This is a genomic window from Streptomyces sp. NBC_00086 (assembly GCF_026343255.1).
GTDB lineage: Bacteria > Actinomycetota > Actinomycetes > Streptomycetales > Streptomycetaceae > Streptomyces.
In genome coordinates this window covers 5,338,580-5,365,434 of the sequence record NZ_JAPELZ010000001.1, presented here as the reverse complement: position 1 = coordinate 5,365,434, position 26,855 = coordinate 5,338,580, and the positions used below count along the sequence as shown (strand labels likewise).

Annotated in this window: 22 protein-coding genes; 10 read left to right on the top strand and 12 right to left on the bottom strand. The window is 72.3% G+C overall.

The features are described from left to right. The first annotated feature begins 27 nt into the window (after window positions 1-27). A complete protein-coding gene (locus OG276_RS24120) occupies window positions 28-903 on the top strand; it encodes a LuxR C-terminal-related transcriptional regulator (RefSeq protein WP_266908648.1) in 876 nt (291 codons plus the stop codon). Window positions 904-966: 63 nt separating this feature from the next. Here OG276_RS24120 and OG276_RS24115 read toward each other — a convergent pair whose 3' ends face one another. Further along, window positions 967-1,995 (bottom strand): EamA family transporter, encoded by a 1,029-nt coding sequence (locus OG276_RS24115; protein ID WP_266908646.1) that lies wholly within the window; start codon window positions 1,993-1,995, stop codon window positions 967-969. A 105-nt stretch (window positions 1,996-2,100) separates the two neighbouring features. On the opposite strand from OG276_RS24115, the gene OG276_RS24110 reads away from it, so the two are divergent. Then, window positions 2,101-3,057, top strand: a complete 957-nt coding sequence (locus OG276_RS24110; protein WP_266908644.1) for a LysR family transcriptional regulator — start codon at window positions 2,101-2,103, stop codon at window positions 3,055-3,057. 10 nt (window positions 3,058-3,067) lie between these two features. After that, window positions 3,068-4,939 carry a glycoside hydrolase family 3 protein gene (locus OG276_RS24105; protein ID WP_266908642.1) on the top strand — a complete coding sequence of 624 codons (1,872 nt, stop codon included), beginning with the start codon at window positions 3,068-3,070 and terminating at the stop codon, window positions 4,937-4,939. 52 nt (window positions 4,940-4,991) lie between these two features. Here the strand turns inward: OG276_RS24105 and OG276_RS24100 are convergent, their stop codons facing one another. From OG276_RS24100 to OG276_RS24090, 3 genes are all read right to left on the bottom strand, one after another. Next, complete coding sequence (locus OG276_RS24100; protein WP_266908640.1) at window positions 4,992-6,461, bottom strand: S28 family serine protease; 1,470 nt, start codon at window positions 6,459-6,461, stop codon at window positions 4,992-4,994. 84 nt (window positions 6,462-6,545) lie between these two features. Further along, window positions 6,546-6,959 carry a hypothetical protein gene (locus OG276_RS24095; protein ID WP_266908638.1) on the bottom strand — a complete coding sequence of 138 codons (414 nt, stop codon included), beginning with the start codon at window positions 6,957-6,959 and terminating at the stop codon, window positions 6,546-6,548. A gap of 97 nt (window positions 6,960-7,056) precedes the next feature. Continuing rightward, window positions 7,057-8,661 (bottom strand): aldehyde dehydrogenase, encoded by a 1,605-nt coding sequence (locus OG276_RS24090; protein ID WP_266908636.1) that lies wholly within the window; start codon window positions 8,659-8,661, stop codon window positions 7,057-7,059. A gap of 99 nt (window positions 8,662-8,760) precedes the next feature. On the opposite strand from OG276_RS24090, the gene OG276_RS24085 reads away from it, so the two are divergent. Further along, the gene (locus OG276_RS24085; protein WP_266908634.1) at window positions 8,761-9,315 is read left to right on the top strand and encodes an EF-hand domain-containing protein; all 555 of its coding nucleotides are present in this window, start codon (window positions 8,761-8,763) and stop codon (window positions 9,313-9,315) included. Window positions 9,316-9,353: 38 nt separating this feature from the next. On the opposite strand, the gene OG276_RS24080 is transcribed toward OG276_RS24085, so the two are convergent. Together OG276_RS24080 and OG276_RS24075 are read right to left on the bottom strand one after the other, a co-directional pair. After that, window positions 9,354-13,148, bottom strand: a complete 3,795-nt coding sequence (locus OG276_RS24080) for an ABC transporter ATP-binding protein (RefSeq protein ID WP_266908632.1) — start codon at window positions 13,146-13,148, stop codon at window positions 9,354-9,356. 136 nt (window positions 13,149-13,284) lie between these two features. Beyond that, window positions 13,285-14,046, bottom strand: coding sequence for a GntR family transcriptional regulator (locus OG276_RS24075; protein ID WP_266908630.1), 762 nt, complete (start codon window positions 14,044-14,046; stop codon window positions 13,285-13,287). A gap of 163 nt (window positions 14,047-14,209) precedes the next feature. Between OG276_RS24075 and OG276_RS24070 the strand changes: the two genes are divergently transcribed. Continuing rightward, a complete protein-coding gene (locus OG276_RS24070; protein WP_266908628.1) occupies window positions 14,210-14,617 on the top strand; it encodes an ATP-binding protein in 408 nt (135 codons plus the stop codon). Here the strand turns inward: OG276_RS24070 and OG276_RS24065 are convergent. From OG276_RS24065 to speB, 5 genes are all read right to left on the bottom strand, one after another. Then, window positions 14,607-15,317, bottom strand: coding sequence for a hypothetical protein (locus OG276_RS24065; RefSeq protein WP_266908626.1), 711 nt, complete (start codon window positions 15,315-15,317; stop codon window positions 14,607-14,609). The genes OG276_RS24070 and OG276_RS24065 overlap by 11 nt on opposite strands. Continuing rightward, window positions 15,298-17,448, bottom strand: coding sequence for a DUF6571 family protein (locus tag OG276_RS24060; RefSeq protein WP_266908624.1), 2,151 nt, complete (start codon window positions 17,446-17,448; stop codon window positions 15,298-15,300). Before OG276_RS24060 ends, OG276_RS24065 begins: the two co-directional genes overlap by 20 nt. A 16-nt stretch (window positions 17,449-17,464) precedes the next feature. Then, a complete protein-coding gene (locus OG276_RS24055; RefSeq protein WP_266908622.1) occupies window positions 17,465-17,839 on the bottom strand; it encodes a hypothetical protein in 375 nt (124 codons plus the stop codon). 77 nt (window positions 17,840-17,916) lie between these two features. Then, a complete protein-coding gene (locus tag OG276_RS24050; RefSeq protein ID WP_266908620.1) occupies window positions 17,917-19,584 on the bottom strand; it encodes a thiamine pyrophosphate-binding protein in 1,668 nt (555 codons plus the stop codon). 4 nt (window positions 19,585-19,588) lie between these two features. After that, window positions 19,589-20,566, bottom strand: a complete 978-nt coding sequence (gene speB / locus OG276_RS24045; protein ID WP_266908618.1) for an agmatinase — start codon at window positions 20,564-20,566, stop codon at window positions 19,589-19,591. Window positions 20,567-20,679: 113 nt separating this feature from the next. Here speB and OG276_RS24040 point away from each other — a divergent pair, with 113 nt between their 5' ends. From OG276_RS24040 to OG276_RS24020, 5 genes are all read left to right on the top strand, one after another. Then, window positions 20,680-22,653, top strand: a complete 1,974-nt coding sequence (locus tag OG276_RS24040) for a helix-turn-helix domain-containing protein (RefSeq protein WP_266908616.1) — start codon at window positions 20,680-20,682, stop codon at window positions 22,651-22,653. 164 nt (window positions 22,654-22,817) lie between these two features. Further along, window positions 22,818-23,189, top strand: coding sequence for a hypothetical protein (locus tag OG276_RS24035; protein WP_266908614.1), 372 nt, complete (start codon window positions 22,818-22,820; stop codon window positions 23,187-23,189). 131 nt (window positions 23,190-23,320) lie between these two features. Next, the gene (locus tag OG276_RS24030) at window positions 23,321-24,478 is read left to right on the top strand and encodes an acyl-CoA dehydrogenase family protein (RefSeq protein WP_266908612.1); all 1,158 of its coding nucleotides are present in this window, start codon (window positions 23,321-23,323) and stop codon (window positions 24,476-24,478) included. Window positions 24,479-24,496: 18 nt separating this feature from the next. Continuing rightward, complete coding sequence (tesB, locus tag OG276_RS24025; RefSeq protein WP_266908610.1) at window positions 24,497-25,375, top strand: acyl-CoA thioesterase II; 879 nt, start codon at window positions 24,497-24,499, stop codon at window positions 25,373-25,375. Between the two features lie 45 nt (window positions 25,376-25,420). After that, complete coding sequence (locus tag OG276_RS24020; RefSeq protein WP_266913068.1) at window positions 25,421-26,410, top strand: cation diffusion facilitator family transporter; 990 nt, start codon at window positions 25,421-25,423, stop codon at window positions 26,408-26,410. On the opposite strand, the gene OG276_RS24015 is transcribed toward OG276_RS24020, so the two are convergent. Continuing rightward, window positions 26,388-26,849, bottom strand: coding sequence for a MarR family winged helix-turn-helix transcriptional regulator (locus tag OG276_RS24015; RefSeq protein WP_266908608.1), 462 nt, complete (start codon window positions 26,847-26,849; stop codon window positions 26,388-26,390). The genes OG276_RS24020 and OG276_RS24015 overlap by 23 nt on opposite strands. Between the last annotated feature and the right edge of the window lie 6 nt (window positions 26,850-26,855).

The window sequence follows — 26,855 nt, the reverse complement described above, 5'->3', positions numbered from 1 at the left end:
AGCGAAACCGCTGCCGCGGCCCTCGGCATGACCACCGAGGAAATAGAGGCGGCCGCGGCTTCCCTGGACACCTTGGGACTGCTCAGCAAGTGCCCCGGGACCGAGATCTACACCCCGTACCCCGTGGACCACGCGCGCATCAAGGTCCTCAACCCCGCGCAGCACAGCCTGAACGAGACCCAGACCTTCCTCGATCAACTGCGCGGGGATCTCGATCTATTGACCCTCACCACGGCGCACCTGAAGGACGACACGGCACTGGAGTTGGTACCGGGCGTAGGGGACGTCCGCAAACTCATCGCCGGTCTCGCGGTCGGCTGCCGCACCGAGGTCATGACCTCCCAGCCCGGAGGGGCCCGGGACACGGAGGTGCTCCAGGAAAGCCTGGAGCGCACGGAACGACTGCTGGAGCGCGGGGTCCGGATGCGGACCCTGTACCAGCACACGGCCCGGTTCAGCCCGGCCACGGCCTCCTTCGTCGGGCGGGTCGCACCGCTCGGGGCGGAGGTGTGCACGCTCGCGCACGGTTTTCCGCGCTGCATCATCTTCGACAAGGAGGTGGCGATCTTGCCGCTTTCCGACGGATCCCACGGAGCGGCAGTATCGAAAAATAGCCACCTTGTCTCATTTCTTGTGGAGGCTTTCGAGCGGGCCTGGAGCGCGGCCGAGAAATTCACCTCGGACGATGATCGGCCGGCGCGCGCGGCCATTACCTCCGACATTCAGCAGACCATCGTCTCGCTGCTCATTCAGGGTGAATCGGACAACCGAATAGCGCATGTGGTCGGCATATCGTTGCGGAATTGCCAACGCCACATTGCGAACATCATGAAGAGCATCGGAGCCCGCAACCGGCTGCACGCCGGATATCTGCTGGGCAAGGAGCCTTTCAACGGCGTCTGAGCCTCCGGTCGCCCGGGCCGCGCGCATGCGGGCCGGGCGACCGGGGAGCCGGAAGCGTTCCCGCTAGCGACCGCCCGACGCCGGAAGCGGAACCGGGCCGGCGCCACGTGCGGGCGCCGCCGCGGCCGCGGGCGCCGACGCCGGGCCGGACACCTCCGCGGCCTGCGGCCCCTTCGCCGCAGCCTCCGCTTCCCCCCCGGTTCCCGCCTCCGCTTCCGGCGCCGCCGCGGGCCGGGGCTTCGGGGGCACCAGCGAGGTCACCGCCACCCCGCCGACCAGCAGGACGGCCGCGATCCAGCGCAGCCCGCTCACGCCCTCCCCCAGCACCAGCGCCGCCGAGCTCATCCCGAAGACCGGCACCAGCAGCGAGAAGGGGGCGACCGAGGAAGCGGGATAGGTGCGCAGCAGGAACCCCCACGCCCCGAACCCGAACACCGTGGTGATCCAGGCGAGGTACAGGATGACCCCGACCCCGCTCCAGTCGAGTCCGCGCAGCGCCGCCAGGTCCCGCTCCGGGCCCTCCAGCAGGAGCGAGAGCCCCGCCAGCGGCAGCACCGGCACCACGCTCACCCACACCATGAAGTTCAGCGCGTCGGGCGGGGAGGCCTTGCGGGTCAGCACGTTGGACACGCCCCAGCACGCGGCGGCCGCGATCACCATCGTGAAGCCCAGCACCGGCCCGGAGGCGCCCTCGTCCACGGCGGCCACCGCGATCCCCGCGAAGGCCACGGTCATGCCCGCGATCCGCAGCCGGCCCGGCCGTTCCTTCAGTACGACGGCCGCGAACACGGCCGTGAACACCGCCTGCGCCTGGAGGACCAGCGAGGACAGCCCGGCCGGCATCCCGTTGTCCATCCCGGTGAACAGCAGCCCGAACTTCGCGATGCCGAGGACCACGCCGACCGCGATGATCCACTTCCACGCCACCTTGGGCCGCCCGACGAAGAACACCGCCGGCAGGGCCGCGACCAGGAAGCGCAGGGCGGACAGCAGCAGCGGAGGGAACGAGCCGAGCCCGAACTCGATGACGACGAAGTTGAAACCCCAGACCGCGGCTACGAGGACCGCGAGGGCAGTGTGCATGGGTCGCATGATCCGAGCATCGGCTCATCAACCGTTTAGCACCAGCACGGATGTCTTCAGGGTCGGATGTAGCAATGCTTCATCCGGGGATCCGCCGGGCCTAAGCTGACCGGCATGCTCGACCTCTCCCGGCTGCGCGCCCTGCACGCCGTCTCCGTCCACGGCTCGGTCGGCGCGGCCGCGGCCGCCCTCGGGTACACCCCCTCCGCCGTCTCCCAGCAGATCGCCAAGCTGGAACGGGAAACCCGCACCACCCTCCTCGAACGCCACGGCCGCGGGGTCGCCCTCACCGAGGAGGCCAAGCTGCTGGCCGCGACGGCCCAGCAGCTGATGGACATCTCGGAGCAGGCGGAGACCGCGCTGGAGGAGTCCCGCGGCCAGCCCATCGGCCGACTGCGGGTCGCCGCCTTCGCCTCGGCCGCCCGCGGTCTGCTCCCCGGGGTCCTGGCGGACCTGGCCCAGCGTCACCCGGCCCTGGAGGTACGGCTCACCGAGATCAATCCGCACCTGTCGATGGACCTGGTCTCGCGCGGGGTCACCGACCTGGCCGTGACCCACGACTGGGACATCGCCCCGCTGCCCGCCCCCGAGGGCGTGGAGCAGGCGGTGATCGGCGACGACCGCTGCGACCTCCTCGTGCCCGCCGGGCACCCCTTCACCTCCCGGACCGTCATCCACCGCTCCGACCTGGGCGGGCAGCGCTGGGTCTGCCAGCCGCCCGGCCGGGTCTGCCACGACTGGCTGGTGCGGACCCTGCGCACGGCCGGGTTCGAGCCCGACATCACGCACGTCGCCGAGGAGAACCACACCATCGTCTCGCTGGTCGCCGCCGGGCTCGGGGTGGCCGTCGTACCGCGGCTGGGCACCGGGACGCTGCCGCCCGGCGCGGTGGCCGTACCGCTGGAGCCGGGCCCCGTACGCCGGTTGTACGCCCTGTGGCGGACCGGGGCGGCCCGCCGGCCCGCGATCACCGAGGCCGTACGGACGCTGCGCGAACACTGGCCCCGAGTGGCACCCCGTACGGGGGACTCCGCGAGTGTCCCCCGCTCCGAGGGCCCCGCCCCGCAGTAGCGTCCGGCGCGTGCCGAACCACGCCTCACGCCGGACCCTGCTCACCGTGGCCGCCGTGGCCGCCGTCACCGCCGCGGGGGCCGCGTCCGCCGCGGTGGGCCCCGACCGGGACCCCGGCGGCCCGGCCCCCGACGACCCCCGGCCCGGCGACCGAGCGCCGGGGCACACCCCGGCCCCCCGGGTGCGGCCGCGCGAGACGATGGCGCGGATGAGCCTGGCCGAACTGGTCGGGCAGCTCTTCGTATCGCGGGCGTACGGGCACTCGGCCACCGAGCCCGACCCCGAGGACGCCGCGCTCAACCAGCAGCATTTCGGGGTGCGCACCCCCGCCGAGCTGGTCGCCCGCCACCACCTCGGCGGGATCGTCTACTTCGGCTGGGCGCACAACACCCGCTCCCCGCGCCAGGTCGCCGAGCTGTCGGCCGGGCTCCAGCGGGCGGCCACGGCCCCCGCGAACGGAGCCGCGGGCATCCCGCTGCTGCTCTCCATCGACCAGGAGCACGGCGCCGTCGCCCGCGTGGGCCGGCCCGCGACCCTGCTCCCGGGGGCCATGGCGCTGGGAGCCCTGGCCCTGGGGACCGGCGGTTCCACCGCCGAGGCCCGCCGGGCCGCGCGCATCGCGGGCGCCGAGCTGGCGGCCATGGGCATCCGGCACAACTACGCCCCGGTGGCCGACGTGAACGTCGACCCCGCCAACCCCGTCATCGGCGTACGGTCCTTCGGCGCCGACCCGCAGGCCGTGGCGGCCCTGGTCGCCGCCCAGGTCCGCGGCTACCAGGGCGCCGGGGTGGCCGCCACGGCGAAGCACTTCCCGGGGCACGGGGACACCGGGACCGACAGCCACGTCGGGCTGCCGCTGATGACCCACACCCGCGCGCGGTGGGAGGAGCTGGACGAGCCGCCGTTCCGGGCGGCCGTGGAGGCCGGCGTGGACGTGGTGATGACCGCGCACATCGTCTTCCCCGCGCTCGACCCCTCGGGCGATCCGGCGACCCTCTCGCGGCCCATCGTCACCGGGATCCTGCGCGAACGCCTGGGCTTCCGCGGAGTGGTGGTCACCGACGCCCTCGACATGGCCGGGGTCCGCCAGAAGTACGGGGACGACCGGGTCCCGGTGCTGGCCCTGAAAGCGGGCTGCGACCAGCTGCTGAACCCGCCGGACCTGGGGCTGGCCGTGCGCAGCGTGCTGGCGGCCGTGGAGTCGGGCGAGCTGACGCGGGCCCGGATCGAGGAGTCGGTGCTGCGGATCCTGGAACTGAAGGCCCGCCGGGGCCTGTTCGAAGCGGCCGCGCAGGAGGGCGACGCGGCGCGGGCGATGGACGCGGTGGACGCGGCCGTCGGCATCCCGGCGCACCTGGCGGCCGCCGGGGAGATCGCGGACCGCACGACGACCCTGCTGGCCAATCCGGTGGGACTGCTGCCACTGGATCCGGCGGACCGGCCACTGCTCCTGGTCACCGGGACCGACCCGGTCTCCCCCACGGGTACGACCGGACCCCCTACCGCGGTACTGGCCCGGGAGCTGTCCGCGCTGGGCTGCCGGGCGACGGCCCTGCCGCCCGCCCGCGCGGTGGCGGCCGCGCCCGGCAACGCCGCCGTGCTCGTGTGCACGTACAACGTCCCCGTCGGCGAGAGCCCGCAGCGCGAGCTGGTCACCCGGCTGCTGGCCACCGGGGTGCCGGTGGTCCTGGTGGCGATCCGCAACCCCTACGACCCGGCCCGGCTGCCGGCCTGCGCGGCCGAACTGGCCACCTACACCTGGACGGACGTGGAGCTGCGGGCGGCGGCCCGGGTGGTCACCGGGACCGTACGCCCCAGGGGGCGCCTGCCGGTCCCGGTGCCGGGCCGCTACCCGCTGGGCCACGGGCTGGCGTACGGGTGACCCCGTACCCCGCCCGCGGCCTCGGGCCCTGCCGAGCTACGGAGCTACCGAGCTACGGGCGCAGCATCGGCTCACGCTCGATGTCGCGCTGGTCGAGCGTCGCGTCCGGCTTCGCCAGCGGCGCGACCTTCGCCGCGCCGGTGGGCGCGGTCGCCGGGGCGACTCCGGCCCACTTGAGGATCTTCTCGGTGGCCAGCGCCTTCTCGGCCTCCATGAGCTTGGAGACGTTGGCCCCGTGGTTGGCGCCCGGAGCGGTCATCACGTAGCTGTCGCGGGCCCCGTAACCGAGGTGGAACGGTTCGGCACCCCACGGGTCGTTCTGCCCGTAGACGAAGAGCATCTGGTTGGCGTTGTTCTTCACCCAGGTGTCCACGTCCCGCATCGCCGCGGGCTGGAAGGTCATCGGGATGTCGCGGGGCACGAAGTTGCGCGGCGGCTGGTAGCCGTAGCGGCTCAGGCCGTCCAGGTGGGACTGCTTGATGTCGGGGGAACCGAGCTGGGTGCCCGCCTGGTAGTAGTACGGGGTGTACGTCTCCAGGCCCTGGTCGGCGTAGGCCGAGAAGCCGGAGATCGCGTCGATCGTGTCCCAGATCTCCTGGTCGGACGCGGTGGCGGCGGCCGGGATCGTGGCGCAGTCGGCGAGCAGGCTGTACTGCCAGAAGGCCCACGTGTAGTCGAGGACGACGGCCTCGAAGGCCTTGTCGAGGTTGCCGACGGTGGTGAAGGTCCAGCCGTTCTCGGCGGCGGCGACCGCGTACTTGGCCTCCAGCGGCTCGCGGCGCACGAGCGCCTCGCGCTGCACCGCGTTCAGCTTGTCGCGGCACTCCTTGGTGCCGACCTTGGCGAAGAACCGGTCGTAGGCCGAGTCCTCCTTGTTCACCACGTCGTTGGGCGCGACGTACGCGACGACGCCGTCCATGTCGCGCGGGTAGAAGCGCTCGAAGTAGGTGGCGGTCATGCCGCCCTTGCTGCCGCCCGTGGACAGCCAGTTCTTCTTGTAGACCTTCTTCAGCGCGGTGAAGATCCGGTGCTGGTCACTGGCGGCCTGCCAGATGTCGAGGTTCGCCCAGTTGGCCGGGTCGGGCCGGGACGGGGTGAAGAACCGGTACTCCATCGACACCTGGTTGCCGTCGATTATGGTCGTCGGCTCACTGCGGCGCGGGTTGGTGTTGACGTTGTAGCCGGAGGTGAAGAACACCGTGGGCCGTGTGACGTCCTTGTGCAGCAGGGTCAGGCGCTGCTTGAAGGTGCCCTTCCACGGCGCGCGGTGATCGACCGGCTGCTCGTAGTTCAGTACGAAGAAGCGGTAACCGGTGTACGGCTTCTCCTCGATCAGGGTCATCCCCGGGATCGCGAGGATCCGGTCCTTGATGTCTTCCGTGGCTGCCGTGGCATCCGTGGCGGTGGCATCCGTGACGGCGGACGGTTCCGCGGCGGTGGCCGCTTGCGCCGTGGTGCCGGCCGCACCCGCGGTGCCGATCAGCACCGCGAGCGACAGCAGCCATCCGAGCTTCTTGCGCATTCACACTCCCCATGAGTTCACATCGGTCGCCGTGAACCTAGCCGGGGGAACACATGACTGAACAGACCTAGTTGGGCCGCTCCCTCAGCACAGGATCCAGCCGGAATCCACGGATCCGGACCCCACGCTCCCCTTTACATACACGCAGCGGTTGATCGCGTGGACGCTGACGGGTCCGGCGTACCGGGTGAATTGCCCCGCGTCGCGCACCGGGTAGCCGCCGCGCGGCTGGATGCTCACCGACATCGACCGCCGCTGACCGGGCGCGCGGGCGACGGCCACCGCGCAGGCCCGGTCGCGGGTCTTGTACACGCGCACCTCACCCGTGGAGAACGGCAGCGTCCGCACCAGGTTCCCCGCGCACCCGCCGGTCGCCGCATGCGCCGGCTGCGCCGTGAGCAGCCCGGCCGCGCCCAGCCACAGCGTCACCGTGACCACCACCGCGCGGGCCGCCCATCGCCCGTGCCGGTTCCGCGCCTTCAACACCCTGTCCCCCATCGGTCGTACGTACAACGTGCGTACGTTCGTACGACGCCCGACCCCCTCGATTGGTTGCGTGGAACAAGCACTCAGCCCGTGGAGCCCGCCCGGCCGGTCATGGCGTAGGGCCTGCCCCGTACGCCGCACCGTGGTCGAAGACCGACTCGCGCGGCCGGACCAGGGTGGCGACGGCGATCGACTGGAGGTGGGTGGTGCGCACGGCGGGCAGGTTGGCCTCGCCGAAGATCCCGCCCGTCGCTCCCGTGCCGCCGTTGTACGGGATCCCCGGCAGGCAGCCGATGTGCGAGTCGTTGACCTTGAGCATGCCGCCGTTGACCACCTCCTCGCAGAACCGCTCGACGACCCGCTCGTCCTGGGTCCACAGGGAGTTGCGCAGGCCGTAGCGGTTGGCGTTGAGGAAGGCGATGGCCTCCTCCAGCCGGAACGGCGCCTCGGGCACGACCACGCACAGCAGCGGGAAGAAGGTCTCCTCGCGGAAGGCGCGCAGCCGGGCCGCCTGGGCCAGCCCGTCCACCCGGACGACCGCCGGGCGGATGAAGGGTCCCGACGCCGAGGGCTCGTCGTCCACGTCCACGAACTCCCCGCCGCACAGAAGCTCCCCGCCGGCCGCCAGCACCTCGCCGAGCACCTCGGTGAACTCCGCCCGCTTGACCACCGGACTCAGCACCGTGCGCGGATCCTCCGGCGGTCCGGGCCGGATCTGCCCCACCTGCTCCACCAGTTCCTTCAGCAGCCGGTCGGCCACCTCGGGGTGGACGATGGCGAACTTCGGGGTCATGCAGATCTGCCCGGAGCCGTAGTACCGCTCGCACAGGGCCCGCGCGGCGAGATCGGCCTCGGCGTCGTGCCACACCAGCACCCCGTCGTTGCCCGACAGTTCGAGTACGGGCTTCTTCCCCGCGGCCACGCACTCCCGCTCCAGCTTGAGCCCCTGCTCGGAGCCGCCGAAGAAGACCAGGTCGTCGCAGTCGGGGCTGTCCAGCCACTGGCGCACCACGGCGCGGGCGTGGGTGCAGAGCACGTTCAGGGTGCCGGGCGGGGCGCCGAGCCGTTGCAGGAGCGGGGCCACGATCTCCCGGTAGACGAAGCCGACGCCCAGCGGGGCGGTGGGCGGCGCGTTGACGATCAGGCTGTTGCCGGCGGCGAGCGCCAGCGCCCCGTAGAAGGAGTTGGAGGTCGGGGCGTTGCGCGGCGGGCTCAGGCACACCACCCCGTCCGGCTTGCGCACCATGCGGGTGCGCCGGCCGGCCGCGGTGCGCTCGGGCTCCCGCAGCCGCCCGGCGAAGTCGGCGACGGAGTCCGGGTGGAAGGAGGCGGCCACGGAGTCCAGCTCCCAGGCGGCCAGCCGTACGGGGTGACCCTCGGCGACCAGCAGGCCGGTCAGCTCCTCGCGCCGCTCCACGACGGCCCGGTGGACGCCGTGCAGCAGCTCCAGCCGGTCCGCGAGCGGGATCGCCGCCCACCCCGGCCGGGCGGCGCGGGCGGCGGCCAGGGCGCGCAGCCCCTGCTCGGGGGTGGACATGGCCACGCGCCCCGCCAGCAGCCGGTCGTCGTACGGCAGGTCCTCGCCGCGCTCCAGCCTGGCCTTGAGCCCGAGCACCTCGTACGGCTCGCGCAGGAGACGGCCCACCCGCGGCCAGTAGATCCATCGGGTGCCCGGCTCCTCGACGCCGTTGACCCATACCTCGTAAGAGTGCATCCACAACTTCCTAGCGGGATAACGGGAGTTCGTGATCACGCAGGAGATTACGCTAGGTGAGGGAAAGACCCCGTACCGTAGCCGTGAAAGGCAACCGATATGACGAACGACCTGCTCGACCGCAAGCTGGACCGCGCCTTCGCCCACCTCGACGTCAACGAGGACCAGGTGATCGACGAGCACGACATCATCGGGCTCGGTTCCCGCCTGCTGTCGGCCCTCGGCGAGCCGGCGACCTCGCCCAAGGCGACCCAGGTGATGGGCGGGCTGGTCGACTTCTGGCAGGAGCTCTTCACCGAGCTGGACATGGACCGGGACGGGAAGGTCACGCCGGAGGAGTACAAGCAGGGCATGACCCGCCTCTTCCGGGACGACCGCGCGGCCTACGACAAGTCCTTCCGGCCGATGGCGCACGCGATGCTCCTGGTCGTCGACAAGGACGACGACGGCCGGATCAGCCCCGAGGAGTTCCAGAAGGCCCAGACGGCCTTCGACACGAAGCTGAGCCACGCGGACACCGAGGCGCTCTTCGCCCGGATCGACGCCGACCACGACGGGTTCCTGTCCGTGGACGAACTCCTCGGCGCGGTGCGGGAGTACTACACCGGCACCGAGGAGGACGCCCCGGGCAACCTGCTCTTCGGCGAGCTCTAGCCCTGGCTCCTGGCTCCTGGCCCCTCGCCCCGGCTCCGCTACGCCGCGGCGGCCGGCTCGTCCTCGCCCGCGAAGGTGCGCCACAGCTCGGCGTACCGGCCGCCGCGGGCCAGGAGTTCGGCGTGGGTGCCGTCCTCCGCGACCCGGCCGCGGTCCATGACCACGACCCGGTCGGCGCGCGCGGCCGTGGTCAGCCGGTGCGCCACGACCAGGGTGGTGCGCTTGCCCGCGAGCCGGTCGGTGGCCTGGTTGACCAGGGCCTCGGTGGCCAGGTCGAGGGCGGCGGTGGCCTCGTCGAGCAGCAGGACGTCGGGGTCGACGAGCTCGGCGCGGGCCAGCGCGATCAGCTGGCGCTGGCCGGCGGAGAGGTTGCGGCCGCGCTCGGTGACGGTGTGCAGGTAGCCGCCGTCCAGCGTGGCGATCATGGCGTGGGCGCCGACCGCGCGGGCGGCGGCCTCCACCTGGGCGTCGCTCGCCTCGGGCCGCCCGTAGGCGATGGCGTCGCGGACGGTCCCCGGGAAGAGGTACGGCTCCTGGGGGACGACGCCGAGGCGGTGTCGGTAGCCGGTCAGGTCCAGCTCGCGCAGGTCCACCCCGTCGGCGGTGACCCGGCCGGAGGTCGGATCGTAGAACCGGGCGACCATCTTGACCAGCGTGGACTTGCCGGCTCCGGTCTCGCCGACGAAGGCGACGGTCTGCCCGGCGGGGATGCGCAGGCTGATCCCGGTGAGAGCCGGTTCCTTCTCCCCGCGCTCCTCGGCCGTGCCGTACGAGAAGCCGACTCCCTCGAAGGCGATGTCGCCGCGCAGCTCGGGGACCGGGCGGGGGTCGGCCGGGCGGGGGGTGCTGGTGGGCTCGCGCAGCAGGCCCTGGATCCGGCCGAGGGAGACGGTGGCCTGCTGGTAGCCGTCGAAGACCTGGGAGAGCTGCTGCACGGGGGCGAAGAACAGGTCGATGTAGAGCAGGTACGCGACCAGCGCGCCGGTGGTGAGCGTGCCAGCCTCCACCCGCCCGGCGCCGACGATCAGTACGGCGGCAGCGGCCCCCGAGGACAGCAGCTGCACGAAGGGGAAGTAGACGGATATCAGCCACTGGCCGCGGACCCGGGCCTCGCGGTACGAGTCGCTGCGCTCGGCGAACCGGACGGCGCCGGCGCGCTGGCGGCGGAAGGCCTGGACGATGCGCAGTCCGGCCACGGACTCCTGGAGGTCGGCGTTGACCAGCCCGACCCGGTCGCGGGCGAGCTCGTAGGCGGCCACGGACTTCCGGCGGAAGAAGACGGTGCCGATGATCAGCACGGGCAGCGTGGCGAAGACGATCAGCGCCAGCTCCACGTCCAGGATCAGGAGGGCGACCAGGATGCCGAAGAAGGTGAGGAGGGAGACGACGGCGGTGACGAGCCCGGTCTGCAGGAAGCTCGACAGGGCGTCCACGTCGGTGGTCATCCGGGTCATGATCTTGCCGGTCAGCTCGCGCTCGTAGTAGTCGAGGCCGAGGCGCTGGAGCTGGGCGAAGATCTTGACGCGCAGGGCGTAGAGCACGCGCTCACCGGTGCGGCCGGTCATCCGGGTCTCGGCGAACTGTGCGGCCCACTGGGCCAGGACCACGCCGAGCGCGAGGAGGGACGCCGCCCAGACGGCGCCGAGGGCGGCCGCTTCGACGCCCTGGTCGATGCCGTGCCGGATCAGGATGGGCAGGAGCAGTCCGGAGCCGGCGTCGAGGGCGACCAGGCCGAGGGATATCGCGAGCGGGGCCCAGAAGCCGCGCAGCAGGCGGCCGAGGTTGTAGCTGTCCTCGGCGGACTCGGCGCGGGTCTCGTCCACGTCGGGGGTGTCGTCGGCGGGCGGCAGCGCGGCCACCTGCGCGAGCAGTTCGGGGGTGGCGGACATCCCCGCGGGGGCGGTGGTCTTCTCGTCCGCCTCCTCCTGGCGCTGCCAGAGCTCGGGGGTGATCCCGCCGGCCACCCGGCGCTTGGCGTTGACCGGCTCGGAGTCGATCTCGGCTTCGAGCTCGATGCCCCGCTCGATGTCCCGCTCGAACTCCTCCATCGCCGGCGCCTCGGGCGTCCGCGGGGAGCCCGCGCCCAGCGCGTCCGGGTCGGTGAGCAGCCGCCGGTACAGGGCGGAGCGGCGCTCCAGCTCCTCGTGCGTACCGACGTCGGAGAGCCGCCCGTGGTCCAGTACGGCGATCCGGTCGGCGAGCGCGAGCGTGGAGCGGCGGTGGGCGATGAGCAGGGTGGTGCGGCCCGCCATGACGGCGCGCAGCGCCTCGTGGATCTCGTGCTCGACGCGGGCGTCGACGGCGGAGGTGGCGTCGTCGAGGAGCAGCAGGCGGGGGTCGGTGAGGATGGCGCGGGCGAGCGCGATGCGCTGGCGCTGGCCGCCGGAGAGGGTCAGGCCCTGCTCGCCGACCTTGGTGTCGTACCCGGCGGGGAGGGCTTCGATGAACCCTTCGGCCTGGGCGGCGCGGGCGGCGGCGCGGACCTGTTCGTCCGTGGCGCCGGGGTGTCCGTAGGCGACGTTGGCGCGGATGGTGTCGGAGAAGAGGAAGGAGTCCTCGGGCACGAGCCCGATGGCATCGCGCAGGGAGTCGTAGGTCAGCTCGCGCACGTCGTGGCCGCCGACGCGGACGGCACCGCGGTCGGCGTCGTAGAAGCGCGGCAGCAGCAGCGAAACGGTGGACTTCCCGCTGCCCGAGGAACCGACGAGGGCGACGGTCTCCCCCTCGGCGATCGACAGGCTGAACCCGTCGAGCACGGGCCGCTCGGGGTCGTACCCGAAGCGCACGTCGTCGAACTCGACGGTGGCGGACGCGTCCGCGGGGAACTCCTTCGTCCCCTCCTGGATCACCGGCTCGGTGTCGATGAGCTCGAAGACCCGCTCCGCGCCGGCGCGGGCCTGCTGGCCGACGGTGAGGACCATGGCGAGCATGCGGACGGGGCCGACGAGCTGGGCGAGGTAGGTGGAGAAGGCGACGAAGGTACCAATGGTGACCTGCCCCTTGGTGGCCATCCAGCCGCCGAGGGCCAGCATGGCGACCTGGGCGAGGGCCGGTACGGCCTGCAGCGCCGGGGTGTAGCGGGAGTTCATCCGGATCCCGCGCATCCGCCCGGCGAACAGCCGGCGCCCGGCGTCGCGGAGCTTGCCGGTCTCCTGCTCCTCCTGGCCGAAGCCCTTGACGACGCGGACCCCGGTGACGGCCCCGTCGACGACGGTGGCGACGGCGGCGGCCTGGCTCTGGGCGTACCAGGTGGCGGGGAAGAGCTTCTTGCGGCTGCGCTTGGCGATGAACCAGAGGGCGGGGGCCATGAGCAGTGCGACGACGGTCAGCAGCGGCGAGAGCCACAGCATGATCCCGAGGGATATCCCGAAGAGCAGGAAGTTGCCGATGGTCATGGGCAGCATGAAGAGCAGCCCTTGGATCAGCTGGAGGTCGGTGGTCGCCCGCCCCACGACCTGCCCGGTGGACAGCTCGTCCTGGCGGCGGCCGTCGAGCCGGGCGATGGTGTCGTACATGTCGGTGCGCAGGTCGTGCTGCACGTCGAGGGCGAGCCGCCCGCCGTAGTACCTGCGGATGTAGGTCAGCACGTACACGAGGAGCGCGGCGCCTATGAGCATCAGCGCCCAGGGCGTCATGGGCTTGCTCCGGTCGCCGATGACGTCGTCGAGGATCACCTTGGTGACGAGCGGCACGAGCGCCATGACGGCCATGCCGCCGAGCGAGGATCCGAGGGCCAGCAGCACATTGGCCTTGTACCGCCAGGTGTAGGCGGCGAGCCGCCTCCCCCACCCCTGTTTGCTTCCAGCCGCCGATTCCGCCGTCGCCGTAGCCACGTACTGCCTCCCCGTTCGTCCTGCCCTACCGGAAGCGCCAACGCTCCGACCGGCGGATTTCATCCCGCCGCAACAATTCGAACTGGGTTGCGCGGGTTCCGCGCGCGGTGCTGGGCCTACGGGGGCGGGCGGAGCCCTACGGGGCGTCGAACTCGTACTCCAGTACGTAGGCGGCGGAGTCGAGGACCATCTCGTTGACCTCGACCACCCGGCCGTCGGGGTCGAAGGCGGTACGGACGACCAGCACGACGGGCGTCCCGGCGGCCAGCCCGAGGCTCGCGGCCTCCTCGGCGCCGGGCATCCGCGAGCGGACCTCCTCGCGGAACCGCGCGGGCTTGTGGCCGAGCTCGGCGAGGCGTGCGTAGATCCCGCCGGGGCCGGTGTCGGGCTCGGTGATGGGCGTACCGGCGACGAGGGCGGCGTCGAGGTAGGAGGTCGCGAACATGACGGCCTTCCCGTCGAGCAGGAACCTGCGGCGCCGGACGCAGCCGAGCGAGCCTTCGGCGAGACCGAGCACGGCGGCTACGGCATCGGGCACTGGTTCCGCAGTGACCCCGATGAACTCGACGACGGGGTCCCGGTCCTCGGTATCGGCGTCCCAGATGGAACGCCCCTCGCCCCACACGCCAGTGGCCAGACGCTGAATCCCCCGCCGCCGGATGAGCCGGAACGTCCGGACGAAGACCCCGGCGCCCTTGCGCGCTTCGGTCAGCCCCTCGGACTGGAGCACCCCGAGCGCCTGCCGAGCCGTCATCCGGGCCACGCCGTAGGAGGCCATGAGGTCGTTCTCCCCGGGCAGCCGGTCACCCGGCCCGTACTCGCCCGATGCGATGGCGTCCTTCAGGGCGGCGGCGATGCGCTTGTACTTGGGCTGGCGTACGGCGCCGTCACTCGGCATGCGGTCCTCCCTGATCATCTCTAGTCATCCTAGGCACCCCATGGGGACGGAGTGACGACAAGCTCGTCCATCCTGAGACCGAGCGGGACACATCTCTAGAGAAAGCTTGACCGGCCCACAACTGAACGCTTCACTAATCGGGCATCTCTAGAGAGGCGACGCCATGACAGTGCTGCATGCCGGCGAGATCTTCTGGCTTGTGCCCCGCAACACCCGCGCTCCCAGCCGGGCCCGCGCGCTGCTGCGCGAGCAGGCCACCGCGTGGGGCATCGGAACGACACCCGCCGAGGCGGCGGAGCTGCTGCTCTCCGAGCTGGTCACCAACGCCGTACGGCACTCGCATGCTCCGCAGGGCCGGGACCTCGGCATCCGGCTCGCCCGCTACGGCGGGCTGCTGCGCGTGGAGGTCGCCGACGCCGGCCCCGCCGTGAAGCTCACGCCACAGGTGGTGGCGGACACCGACGAGCGGGGCCGGGGACTCGCGATCGTCGCGGCCCTGGCCGAGCGGTGGGGGCAGTGCCCCCGGCTCCACGGGATCGGCAAGGCGGTCTGGGCCGAGGTCAGGGTGTAGGCAGCCGCTTCACCACGGGGGGCTTCGCCAGCGGCTTGTTCTCGCAGCCGAGGGCTTCGGTGACGCGGCGGGTCATGAGGTAGGTGAGCGTCGTCTGCCGGTCCTTGGCCGCTTGGTCGATGTCGGCCGGGAGGATCTCCGTCGGGGAGATGTTGACCACGTACGAGGCGTTCGCGTACAGCCATGCCGTCTTCGAGGGCTCGGCGAGGTCTCCGGGCATGTCGCACCGGACGAACAGCTTCGTGGAGAAGTAGTTGCTCTGACCGAAGGCTCCGTTCACCTCGAACCGGCCCGCCTCGCGCAGGGGCTCCTCGACGAACTTCGACGTGCGGGGCGCCCACCCGGCGCTGAACGCCGCGCCCTCGGACCGCGTGGGCGGCCTGAAGGTGCAGGTGGATGGCGCGAACGTCTCCTTCGCCGGGTCCATCTCCCGCAGTTCGCGCCCCAGCTTCTCCACGAGACGGCTCGTGCGGTTGGGGATGAAGGTCCTGAAGGCATCCACGTCCGTACCCGGAGCCGTCCCCCTACCGAGGATCTCCCGGAGGAGGACGTCCTCCTCCGAGGAAGGAGTGATGTCACACAGGTGGTCGGCCTTCGCCTCGGTCTCGCCTGCGGTGCACGACGCCAGCGTCAGCACGGCGAGCACGGCGGCCGCAGACCGCGCGAGGGTTTTCCGCAGATCAAGGCCGCAGGTGCCCACGAGCAGCCTCCCGTCCGGTCGAGTAGGAGCTGTTCGCCGTGTTCTGGGCGTGCTCGAAGGCCTGGTCGCCCTGGATGTCGCGGTCCTTGCCCCAGGCCGCGAACAGAGCGTTGGTCCCCTCCACGCCCGCCGCGTAGTTGTTGCTGGACTCTTGCTTACTCAGCTCCTCGGCGGCGTCCTTGACGTCCTCGACCCAGTGGTAACCCGCCACGTCGATCAACGAGCCTCCGATCGTGCTCACCACCGGTATCTCGCCGATGAGGCCGTTGGCCCCGGCGGCCGAGTACGTGGACGTGGCCTCCGCCCACTCGACCTTGTCATCCTCCTTGTCTTTGTGCACGTCAGCCCCGATGCCGTTGAGGGCGCCGTTCGCCACGCCGATCTCATGCGCACGGTTGTCCCAGTCGGCGCTCCCCGAGTGCGGGGAATCGGCCGTGAACACGGGGGCGTCCGAAAGCAAGCCCGCCGAATAGGCCCGCTCCGCCTCGACCATCAGCGCGTAGGACGGGCCGTCGTCCGCGATCCCCCGCATCACGCGGATCAGACTGCCCTGGCCCACCGCGATCTGGGACCGGTCGCCCGAGCCGTGAATGGAGTCGGAGCCCCTGACGCTCCCCAGGTCGGGGTTCTGCCCGCCCAGGATCTCGTGCGTGTCCGCGACGTAGTCGACCAGCGCCTTCGCCATCGGCTGGCGCAGGCCCTCCCTGTCCTTCGGGAACTCATCTCCGCCCATGTCGTCGTCCAGCAGGCGGATCGAATCGTGCATCACCCGCGCCTGACCCTCCGTGTGCGGACCGGGCGGGCCCAGCTTCTCGCCGTCCACGTGGCCCGTGGCCGCCGCCTGGATGGCCGCGCCGAGGCCGGCCGTCTTGTCGTTCTGGATCTCGATCGGCTGGCCCACGCCCGTCGAGATCCAGGGGTCCGGCATGTCGCGGTCGGTGAGGAGGTACTTCAGGTGCTCGTTCTTGTTGCCGGGGGCCTCGGGGTCCAGGAAGTGCGTCGCCGCGTCCGGGTCCTTGGCCATGATGCCCAGGAGGCCGTCCAGCGGGTCCGTGACCAGGTTCGGGCGCTGGGAGTCGTAGGCGTGGTCATACATGTGGGGCTTCGACTTCTCGGCCTCGATCATGCCGTCGCCGAGGTCGTTCAGGAACTGCTTGCCGTAGCCGTCGCCGCGCTGCATCAGCGTCACCAGGGACTGGTAGCCGTACGTCGGGCGCAGGCCGTCGGCGACCAGGGCCGGGCCCTGTTCCTTCAGGCCCGCCATGAAGGGCTTGTAGGCGTAGCTCTCCGGGTCCTTCGTGCCCGAGGCGATGGTTCCCGCGAGGCCCGTGCCGATGGACTCGTAAAGCTTCTTGTCGGCTGCCGAGGCGCCGCGTTCGTTGGACGCCAGGTTGAGCTGGTCGGCCAGGTGGACGGTGTCCTTGGCGCCCAGCGAGTGCAGGTACGCCTCGCTGAAGTGGCTGTCCTTCGCGTTCTGGCGGAGCAGATCGTCGTAGTGCTTGAGGTCGTCCGGGGAGGCGTCGCCCGACTGGATCTTCTGGGTGAGGGCCAGGGCCTCCACCGCCTCCACGTCGCCGACGGCCCGGGAGTTGAAGCCGAAGAGGGAAGTGCCGTCGGCTCCGGACGCGTTGAGGAGGGCGATGCGTACGTCCTCGTCGAACTCCGTGACCGCCTTGACCGCGTCCGCGATGCTCCGGGTCCAGGACCGCTCGATCTCCGGGAGGTCGGGGTCGTGCCGGATCGCGTTCACGGAGGCGGGGTCGGCCTTGCTGAAGTCGTAGCTCGCGATGCCCGCGTCCGAGACCTTCATCCCGGCCTTGACCGCGTCCGCGACGGCGGAGGTCACCCGGCCCTTGAGGTCCGTGAAGCGGGCGTGCGCGTCGCGGAGCAGGGACTCCATGGCAAGCGCCTGGGTCTGCGCCGCGTCGAACTCCCGGCGGGTGATGGCCGCGTTGTTGCTCGCCGTCTGCGCGCTGCTGCCCAGCCAGCCGTTTCCACTGGAAACGCTCTGGACTTCCTTCTCGTAGACGTCTTCCATCGTCTTGAACTGCGTCGCCATCGACTTCCAGCCGTCGGCGGCCGTGACGAGCGCCCCGAGGTCGGTGGTGACGATCTCCTGGTAGTTCGGCATCGCGTCTCCGTCTCCCCTACAGGCCCGAGAGCTTGGACGTGACCGGCTGGAAGCCCTGGCCCGTCAGCTGGTCGTTGCCGGTGAAGAGGTTCGACGCCCCGCGCAGGGACGTCTTCTCCGAGTTCAGGCGTCCCATCAGGCGCTTGACCTGGTCGTCCCAGTGCGTGTGCGCCTTCGTCAGGCCCGTCGCGGTCTCCCAGCCGGCGAAGGCCTTGACCGCAGCGGTCGTCGGCTCGTCGGCGGCGTCCGCCGCCTTCGTCGTCCCCGGCTGGAGGACGTTCTCGATGGTGTCGGCCGCCTTCTTTTTCTCGGGCGGGGCCGTCGCGAGGACTCCGGTGCCCGGCGCGGTCGTGGATTGCCGCTGCTGGGCCCACTGCTGCTCGAACGACACCGCTCCCCCAAAGATGTGCGACCGGCGATTTGCGCCCGGGACTGACCGGTACCAACCTAACCCGGTCCGCGCACCCCTCAGACGTGGGTGGGTGCGAACATCCTCAGCTTGGCCGGGAGTAGCAGGAGCGAAGGACCCGGGGTCTTCAGGGACTTGGCCAGGTCCGCGCGGAGGGATTCCGGGGTGGTCGTGGTCGCCGGGATGTCGAAGGAGGCCGCCAGCGCTACGAAGTCGGGGCCGGTCAGCGCCGTTCCCGTCTCGCAGCCGTACTCGCGCAGGATGCCGTAGCCGCCGTCGTCCACGATCAGCCAGGTGACGTCCAGGTCGTGCTGGCGGGCGGTGGCCAGGTCGGCGATCGAGTACATCGCGCCGCCGTCGCCGGAGACCGCGAGGACCGGGGTGTCCGGCTCCGCGACGGCCGCGCCGAGGGCCGCCGGGAAGGCGTAGCCGAGGCCGCCCGCGCCCTGCGCCGAGTGCATGGTGTTGGGGTGCTTGGCGTCGAAGGCCGACCACGCCCAGTAGGACAGGATCGTCATGTCCCAGAAGGACGGGGAGCGGGGCGGGAGGGCCTGGCGGATCGAGGTCAGGAGCTGCTGCTCCAGGGTCAGGTCCTGCTCGGCCAGCCGGGTCGCGATGTCGGCGAGGAGCAGGGCGACGCGCTCGGGGGCCTGCGGGTCGGGGCGCTCGGCGACCGTTTCGAGGAGTGCCTGCAGGGCGAGGCGGGCGTCCGCGTGGATGCCGAGGCCCGCGTGGTTGGACTCCAGCTTGCCGAGGTCCGCCTCGATCTGGACGACCCGGCCCTCCGGGAAGAACGTGTGGTAGTTCGAGGACAGTTCGCCCAGGCCCGAGCCGACCACCAGCAGGACGTCCGCGTCCTCCAGGAAGTCCGTCATGTGGCGGTCCTCCAGCCAGGACTGGAGGGAGAGCGGGTGGGTCCAGGGGAAGGCGCCCTTGCCGCCGAAGGTGGTGACGACGGGGGCGTTCAGGCGTTCCGCGAGCTGCTTCAGCTTGCCCGCCGCGTCCGAGCGGATCACCCCGCCGCCCGCGATGATCACCGGGCGCTCGGCGTTCTCCAGCCAGTGCGCCGCCAGCGCGGTCAGCTCCGGGCGCGGGGCCAGTTCGTGCGGGGTCGCGTCCATGCCCGTGACCTGCGGGATGACGGTTTCCGCGCGCAGGACGTCCTCCGGGATCTCCACCCACACCGGCCCGTGCGGGGCGGTCAGCGCCGATTCCCAGGCCTCGGCGATCACGGACGGGATCTGGGAGGGGGTCCGGGCGGTGTGCACCGACTTGACCACGTCCCGGAAGGAGGCCGACTGGTCGCGCAGCTCGTGCAGGTGGCCGCGCCGGCCGCCGCCCAGGCCCGGGGTAGGGACCTGCGAGGAGATCGCCAGGACGGGCGCCGACGCCGCCGCCGCCTCGGCCAGGGCCGGGAGCGCCATGAGCGCGCCCGGGCCCGTGGACAGCAGGAGCGGGGCCGCCTCGCCGGTCATCCGGCCGTACGCGTCGGCGGCGAACCCGGCGTTGTTCTCCGTACGGAGTCCGACCAGACGCAGGTCGGAGCGGCCGACGGCGTCGAAGAGGCCCAGCGCGTGCTGGCCGGGCAGCCCGAAGACGGTGGTCGCGCCGAGCGAGCGCAGCGTCTCCACGACCAGGTCCCCGCCCGTGCGCCCCGGCGGGGGCGCGAGCGCCGCCGCCTTCTGGGCTTCGGTGGGACGGAGTACCAGGTCGTGGTCGTGCGTCACGCTCTTAGTTGCCCTTCGGGTTCGCCTTCGCCTGCGCGATCTGACGGCTCATGATCGTGGTCAGCTCGTACGCGGTGTGCGAGGCCGCGACCGAGGTGATCTCCGCGTGATCGTACGCCGGGGCGACCTCGACGACGTCCGCCGAGACCAGGTTGCAGGAGGAAAGCCCGCGGATGATCTCCAGCAGCTCGCGGGAGGTCATGCCGCCCGCCTCCGGGGTGCCCGTACCGGGGGCGTGCGCGGGGTCCAGCACGTCGATGTCGATGGAGATGTACAGCGGACGGTCGCCGATGCGCTGGCGCAGCTGGTCGGCGACCTCGTCGGCGCCGCGGCGGTAGACGTCGGCCGAGGTGACGATGCCGAAGCCCATCTTGGCGTCGTCGTCCAGGTCCTGCTTGCCGTACAGCGGGCCGCGGGTGCCGACGTGGGACAGGGCCTCGGTGTCGAGGATGCCCTCCTCGACGGCGCGGCGGAACGGGGTGCCGTGCGTGTACTCGGCGCCGAAGTACGTGTCCCAGGTGTCCAGGTGCGCGTCGAAGTGGAGCAGCGCGACCGGGCCGTGCTTCTTCGCCACCGAGCGGAGCAGGGGCAGCGCGATGGTGTGGTCGCCGCCGAGGGTCATCAGGCGGGAGCCGTTGCCGATCAGCTCGTCGGCGGCGGCCTCGATCGTGTCGACGGCCTCGTTGATGTTGAAGGGGTTCGCCGCGATGTCGCCGGCGTCGGCGACCTGCGCGAGCGCGAACGGGGAGGCGTCCTGCGCCGGGTTGTACGGGCGCAGCAGGCGGGAGGCCTCACGGATGGCGTTGCCGCCGAAGCGGGCGCCGGGGCGGTAGGAGACTCCGGAGTCGAAGGGCACGCCCACGACGGCCACGTCGGCCTTGCCACCGACCTCGTCCAGGCGGGGCAGCCGGGCGAAGGTCGCGGGGCCCGCGTAGCGCGGGATGCGGGAGGAGTCGACGGGGCCGCGCGGCTGCGTGCTCATGGGGGGCCTTCCGGGGAGGTGTGCGGTGCGGTCCTTCGAGCGTAAACGGACACCTCGGGGGCGCGAAGTGTACGTTTCATCCATCCGGCCCCACCGATGTGTACGGAGTATCCATGGAAGCCCCGCCCACCCCGCCGGTCACGCTCGGCCGACTGCTCGCCGACCACGAGCTGGGGCTGCGCCACCTGGCCGGGCCCGCCGAGGCCGAACTGCACGGGGTGCACGCCTCCGAGATGGCGGACCCGTCCCCGTACCTGCTGGGCGGCGAACTCCTCCTGACGGCGGGCGCGGGCCTCTCGGGCGCGGGGGCCTGGCCGGCCGGGGGGACGGAACACGGGCCGGGCGGCAGCACGGAGCCCTCGGGGGCGGACGGGAGTCCTCCGGGAGACGGCCCCGTCGACGCTCGCCCCGGCCACGCCCGGCCCGCGGACGCCGGGCCGATCGACGCGGGGCCGTACGTCGCACGGCTGGTCCGGGCCGGGGTCGGGGCCGTCGGCTTCGGGGTGACCCCGGTGTTCACGACCGTGCCGCGATCCCTCGTCGAGGCCTGCGAGCGGTACGGGCTGCCCCTGGTCGAGGTGCCGCCCGGGACCCCGTTCACCGCGGTCGGCCGGAGCGTCTGGCGGCTGATGGCCCGCGCCCGGACCGCCGAGCTCCGCCGGGTGACCGAGGCCCAGCAGTCCCTGGCGGCGGCCGCCGCCCGCCCGGACCCGGTCCCGGCGGTCCTGCGCCGACTGGCGGCGACCCTCGGCGGCTGGGCCGGCCTCCTCCCCGCCACCCGGCCGGACGCCCCGGCGGCCACCGGGGCGGGGACGGCCGGGGCGGAGCCCGCAGCAGCGGGATCCGGGGCGGCGCCCACCGCCGGGGCGAACACCGTTCGGTCCGCCCCCACCGGGGCAGGGACCGGACCTGCGCGCAACCGGGCGGGGGCCGAGACCGCACCCACCGGGACAGGGACCGGCCCATCACCCACCGGGCCGGCGCCTTCCGCACCGGAGGGCCCGGATGCCCGCCAGGAACAGGGCCTCAGGGCGGGTGCCGCCGGAGCCGAACCCGGGCCGATGCCCACAGGACCGGCGGGATCTTCTGGACCGGCCACTCCGGCCACTCCGGCCAGTCCGGCCAGCCCGGCCACCCTCACCGCCCCCGGCGCCTCCGCCGGAACAGCGCCCGCCCCCGAGGCCCTCGACGTGCTCACCGAACTCGCCCGACGGGTCGCACCCGGCTCCGCCGTCACCGCCACGGCGACCCACGGCGGGCTCCACCTCGGCGTCCACGCCCTGGGCGACGGGCGGGTCCTCGCCCTCGCGACCCCGACGCGGGCACCCGGGGACCACACCATCGCCTCGGTCGCGGCCGTCCTGCTGACGCTGCTCACCGCCCACCGCCCCGCCGGATCGGAGGCCGCCCTGACCCGGCTGCTGCTCGACGGGGATCCGGGGACGGCACTGGGCCCCGGACCCTGGTACGCCGTCCACGCCCGCGGCACCGGGGACCCGCGGGCCCTGGCGGCCGCGCTGGGCACCGTACTGCTGGACCCGCGCGGGGACTCCGTACCCGGGGATCCCGTGCACGAGGACGCCGTACGCCCCGGCTCCGCACACCCCGGCTCCGTACCCCCGGGCTCCGCACGCGCAGGCTCGGTACGCCTGCTCACCCACCGCGAGCCCGCCCCCCAGCCCGGCTGGCGGCTCGGGGTGAGCGCCGCGGCCGAGCCCGGAGGCCTGCCCGGCGCCGACGCGCAGGCCGGGCGGGCCCTGGAGCGCGCCGAGGCGGCCCGTACCCCGCTGGTCCGGCACCGGGACCCCGGCTTCTCGGGCCTGGTCGGCGCCGCCGAGGCCCGGGCCCACGCCGAGGCCCTGCTCGCGCCCCTCTCCTCCGCGCTCCGGGAGACCCTGCAGGCCTGGCTGGCCCACCACGGCAGCTGGGACCGCAGCGCGGCCGCCCTCGGCATCCACCGCAACACCGTCCGCCAGCGCATCGCCCGGATCGCCGGCCTGCTGGGCGAAGCCGACCTGGACGACCCGGACACCCGCATGGAGCTGTGGTTCGCGCTGCGCCACACCGACGGCCCGGACGCCCCGTAGGCCGTGTCGCGGCGTGCGGCGGGCGGGGTGACGCTGGGGACATGAACCGGCCGGACAGCCCCTCGGGCCACTCGGACCCCCCTCACTGGGGACCGCGCCCACCCCAGCAGCCGTACCCGTCCCCGTACCCGCCGCCGCCCCGGAGGCGCCGCCGCTGGCCGTGGGTGCTCCTGGGCCTGTTCCTGCTCCTGCTCGGCGGCTGCACCGCCCTCTTCGCCGTCTTCGTCGACGAGGTGTCCGAGGAGGCCGCGCGCCCGGCCCGGATCACGTACGCGGCCACCGGCACCGCCTCGGGCGTGGCCATCACCTACTCGACCTGGCGCGACGGGAACCTGTCCACCAGCCAGGTCGGCGACCGGACCCTGCCCTGGACCGAGGAGCTCACCACCAAGGGCTTCGTCAAGGGCGGCTCCCTCGTCGTCACCCTGGGCCCCGCCGGCGGCACCGCCACCTGCTCGGTGACGGTGGACGACGACCCGCCCGTCACGGCGACGGCCACCGGCCCCTTCGCCTCCGCCGTCTGCGACGGCTTCTGACCGGCCTGCGGACCGGCCTGCGGACCGACGTGCCCCACCTCACTCTGGACAGCGCGACCAACTCGCCGGTAACTTAATCTGAGCAAGCGCTTAGATTGGGCGGCGGACTGCCGCGACGAAGGGAGTCGGCCGTGCGCCGTACGGTGTTCAACGAGGACCACGAGGCGTTCCGCGAGACCATCCGCGCCTTCATCGAGGCCGAGGTCGTCCCGGTCTACGACGAGTGGTTCGCGGCCGGTCAGGCCCCGCGCGAGTTCTACTACAAGCTCGGCGAGCTGGGCATCTTCGGCATCAACGTCCCCGAGGAGTTCGGCGGCGCCGGCCTGGACACCCACAAGTTCGAGGCCGTCCTCTACGAAGAGACCTCCCGCGCGGGCGTCAACTTCGGCGGCTCCGGCGTGCACGTGCTGCTCGCCCTCCCCTACATCAAGATGCTGGCGGCCGACGAGCAGAAGAAGCGCTTCCTGCCGAAGTTCGTCTCCGGCGAGGAGATGTGGGCCCTGGCGATGACCGAGCCGGGCACCGGCTCCGACGTCGCGGGCATGAAGACCACCGCCAAGCTCTCCGAGGACGGCACGCACTACGTCCTCAACGGCTCCAAGACCTTCATCACCGGCGGCGTGCACGCCGACCGTGTGATCGTCTGCGCCCGCACCTCCGCCCCCACCGAGGACGACCGCCGCTTCGGCATCTCCCTCTTCGCGGTGGACACCAAGTCCGAGGGCTACTCCATCGGCCGCAAGCTCGACAAGCTCGGCCTGCGCACCTCCGACACCGCCGAGCTGGCGTTCGTCGACGTCAAGGTCCCGGTCGAGGACCTGCTCGGCGAGGAGAACAAGGGCTTCTACTACCTCGGCGCCAACCTGCCGTCCGAGCGCTGGGGCATCGCCTTCGGCGCGTACGCGCAGGCCAAGGCCGCCGTCCGGTTCGCCAAGGACTACGTTCAGGACCGCACCGTCTTCGGCAAGCCGGTCGCGCACTTCCAGAACACCAAGTTCGAACTGGCCGCCTGCCAGGCCGAGGTGGACGCCGCCGAGGCCGTCGCCGACCGCGCCCTGGAGGCCCTGGACGCCGGTGAGCTCACCGCCGCCGAGGCCGCTTCCGCGAAGCTGTTCTGCACCGAGGTCGCGCACCGCGTCATCGACAAGTGCCTCCAACTGCACGGCGGCTACGGCTACATGAACGAGTACCCGATCGCCCGCCTGTACGCCGACAACCGCGTGAACCGCATCTACGGCGGCACCAGCGAGGTCATGAAGTCCATCATCGCCAAGTCGATGGGCCTGTAGGGCATCTAGCCTTCCCCCATGAACGAGGCCCTCACGACTCTCCTCGACCTGCTCGACCTCGAGCAGATCGAGGAGAACATCTTCCGCGGTACCAGCCGTTCCGCGCTGGTACCGCGGGTCTTCGGCGGCCAGGTCGCCGCCCAGGCGCTGGTGGCGGCCGGCCGGACCGTGCCGGAGGACCGCACCGCGCACTCTCTCCACTCGTACTTCCTGCGCGCCGGCGACCCGGGCGCGCCCATCGTGTACTCGGTCGACCGGATCCGCGACGGACGCTCCTTCACCACGCGCCGCGTCGTCGCCGTCCAGCACGGCCAGCCGATCTTCCACCTCTCCGCGTCCTTCCAGACGTACGAGGACGGCCTCGACCACCAGACCGCGATGCCCGAGGCCCCCGATCCGGAGACCCTCCCGACGGCCGCCGAGTCCCTCCCCCTCTACCGGGAGGTCTTCCGCGACCCGGGCACGGTGGAGCGGCTCATCGAGGCGCGCGGCGCCGTGGACCTGCGGTACGCCACGGTCCCGCCCTGGGGCAGCATCGGCGAACCGGTCGAACCGCGCTCGCAGGTGTGGTTCCGCACCTCCGGCAAGCTGGAGAGCGACGACGCGCTCCTGCACACCTGCCTGGCCACCTACGTCTCCGACATGACCCTGCTCGACTCGGTCCTGCTCGCGCACGGGAAGGGCGGATGGGCGGTGGGCGACGTGGTCGGCGCATCACTCGACCACGCGATGTGGTTCCACCGGCCGTTCCGCGCCGACGAATGGCTGCTGTACGACCAGGAGTCACCCTCGGCGGCCGCCGGCCGGGGCCTGGGCCAGGCCCGGATCTGGACCCAGGACGGCAGGCTCGCCGTGACGGTCATCCAGGAGGGCGTGGTGCGCGTCCCGCGCGCGTAGTACGGCCGCCCGACATAACGTCACACCATGTCCAGCAGCGATGTGATGGTGAACGGAAGCGGAAGCGGCGGCCCCGGCGAGAACGAGAGCGTGGGCACGGTCATCGTCGCCGTCGTCACGAACCTCGGCATCGCCGCGGCCAAGGCCGTGGGCGGGATCGTCAGCGGATCGAGCGCGATGCTCTCCGAAGCGGCGCACTCGGTGGCCGACACCGTCACCGAGGTGATGCTCCTGGCCTCGCTCAAGCGGAGCGCGAAGCCGGCGGACGAGGCGCACCCGCTGGGCTACGGGCCGGAACGCTACATCTGGGCCCTCCTCGCATCGATCGCCACCTTCGTCGGCGGCGCGGTGTTCGCCGTCTACGACGGCATCCACACCCTCGTCCACGGCGAGGACCCCGGAAACCCGACCCTCTCCTACATCATCCTGGCCGTCGCCGCCGTCCTGGAGGGCTACTCCCTCCTGGTCGCCTGGCGGCAGGTCAAGGGCGAGGCGGCGCGGATGCGGGCGCCCCTGGGTCTGTACGTGAAACACACCCCGGACACGGCCGTGAAGGCCGTCCTCCTGGAAAACGTGGCCGCCCTGATCGGACTGGCCCTGGCCGCCGGCGGCCTGCTCGGCGCGCAGCTCACGGGCTCGGGCGTCTACGACGGGGTGGCCTCCCTCCTCATCGGGCTGCTGCTGGTGTGGGTGGCGTGGGAGCTGGGGCGCTCGAACGCGCAGTACCTGATCGGGCGGCCGCTGCCGGAGGCGATGCGGGCGGAGGTCCGGGAGGAGCTGCTGTCTGTGCTGCACATCGAGGGCGTCCTCGAATTGACGACGATCGTGCAGGGGCCGGCGGAGGTGCTGATCGCCGCGAAGGTCGACTTCCACGATCTCGCTTCGGCGCGGCAGGTGGAGGAGGCGTGCGAGGTCGCGGAGGCGCAGCTCCGGGACCGCTTCCCGGCGATCCGCCGGGTGTACCTGGACCCGACGCCGACGCCCGCCCCGCCGCCGGGGCCCGCCGGTCCCCCTACTGCTGCGGGCGGGCCTTGAGCTTGGCCCACACCGCCTCCAGCGCGGCGATGTCCGCGTCGTCGAGCCGGTCGTCGAAGACCTCCGCCAGCGCCTCGCGGCGGGTGGCATCGGCTTCGGCGAAGGCGCGGCGGCCGGCGTCGGTGAGGGCCACGCGTATCGAGCGGGCGTCGGTCGGGGACGGGATCCGCTCGACAAGGCCGCGGGCCTGGAGCGAGTCGGTGACGCGCGAGACCTGGCTGCGGCTGAGCAGGGTCCTGGCCCCCAGCTCGGAGGGGGCGACCGGCTCGGGCTGGGCGCGCAGCCACAGCATGACCTCGAACCAGGACAGCGGCAGGTCGTGCCGGCGGGTGAGGGCCTGGTCCACCCGGGCGGTGAGGGTGGTGCCCGCCCACACGAGCCCGTAGAAGGCGTGGTCGCGGGGGGTGAGAGCACCCAGGGTGAAGTCGTTGTGCGCCATGGGGCC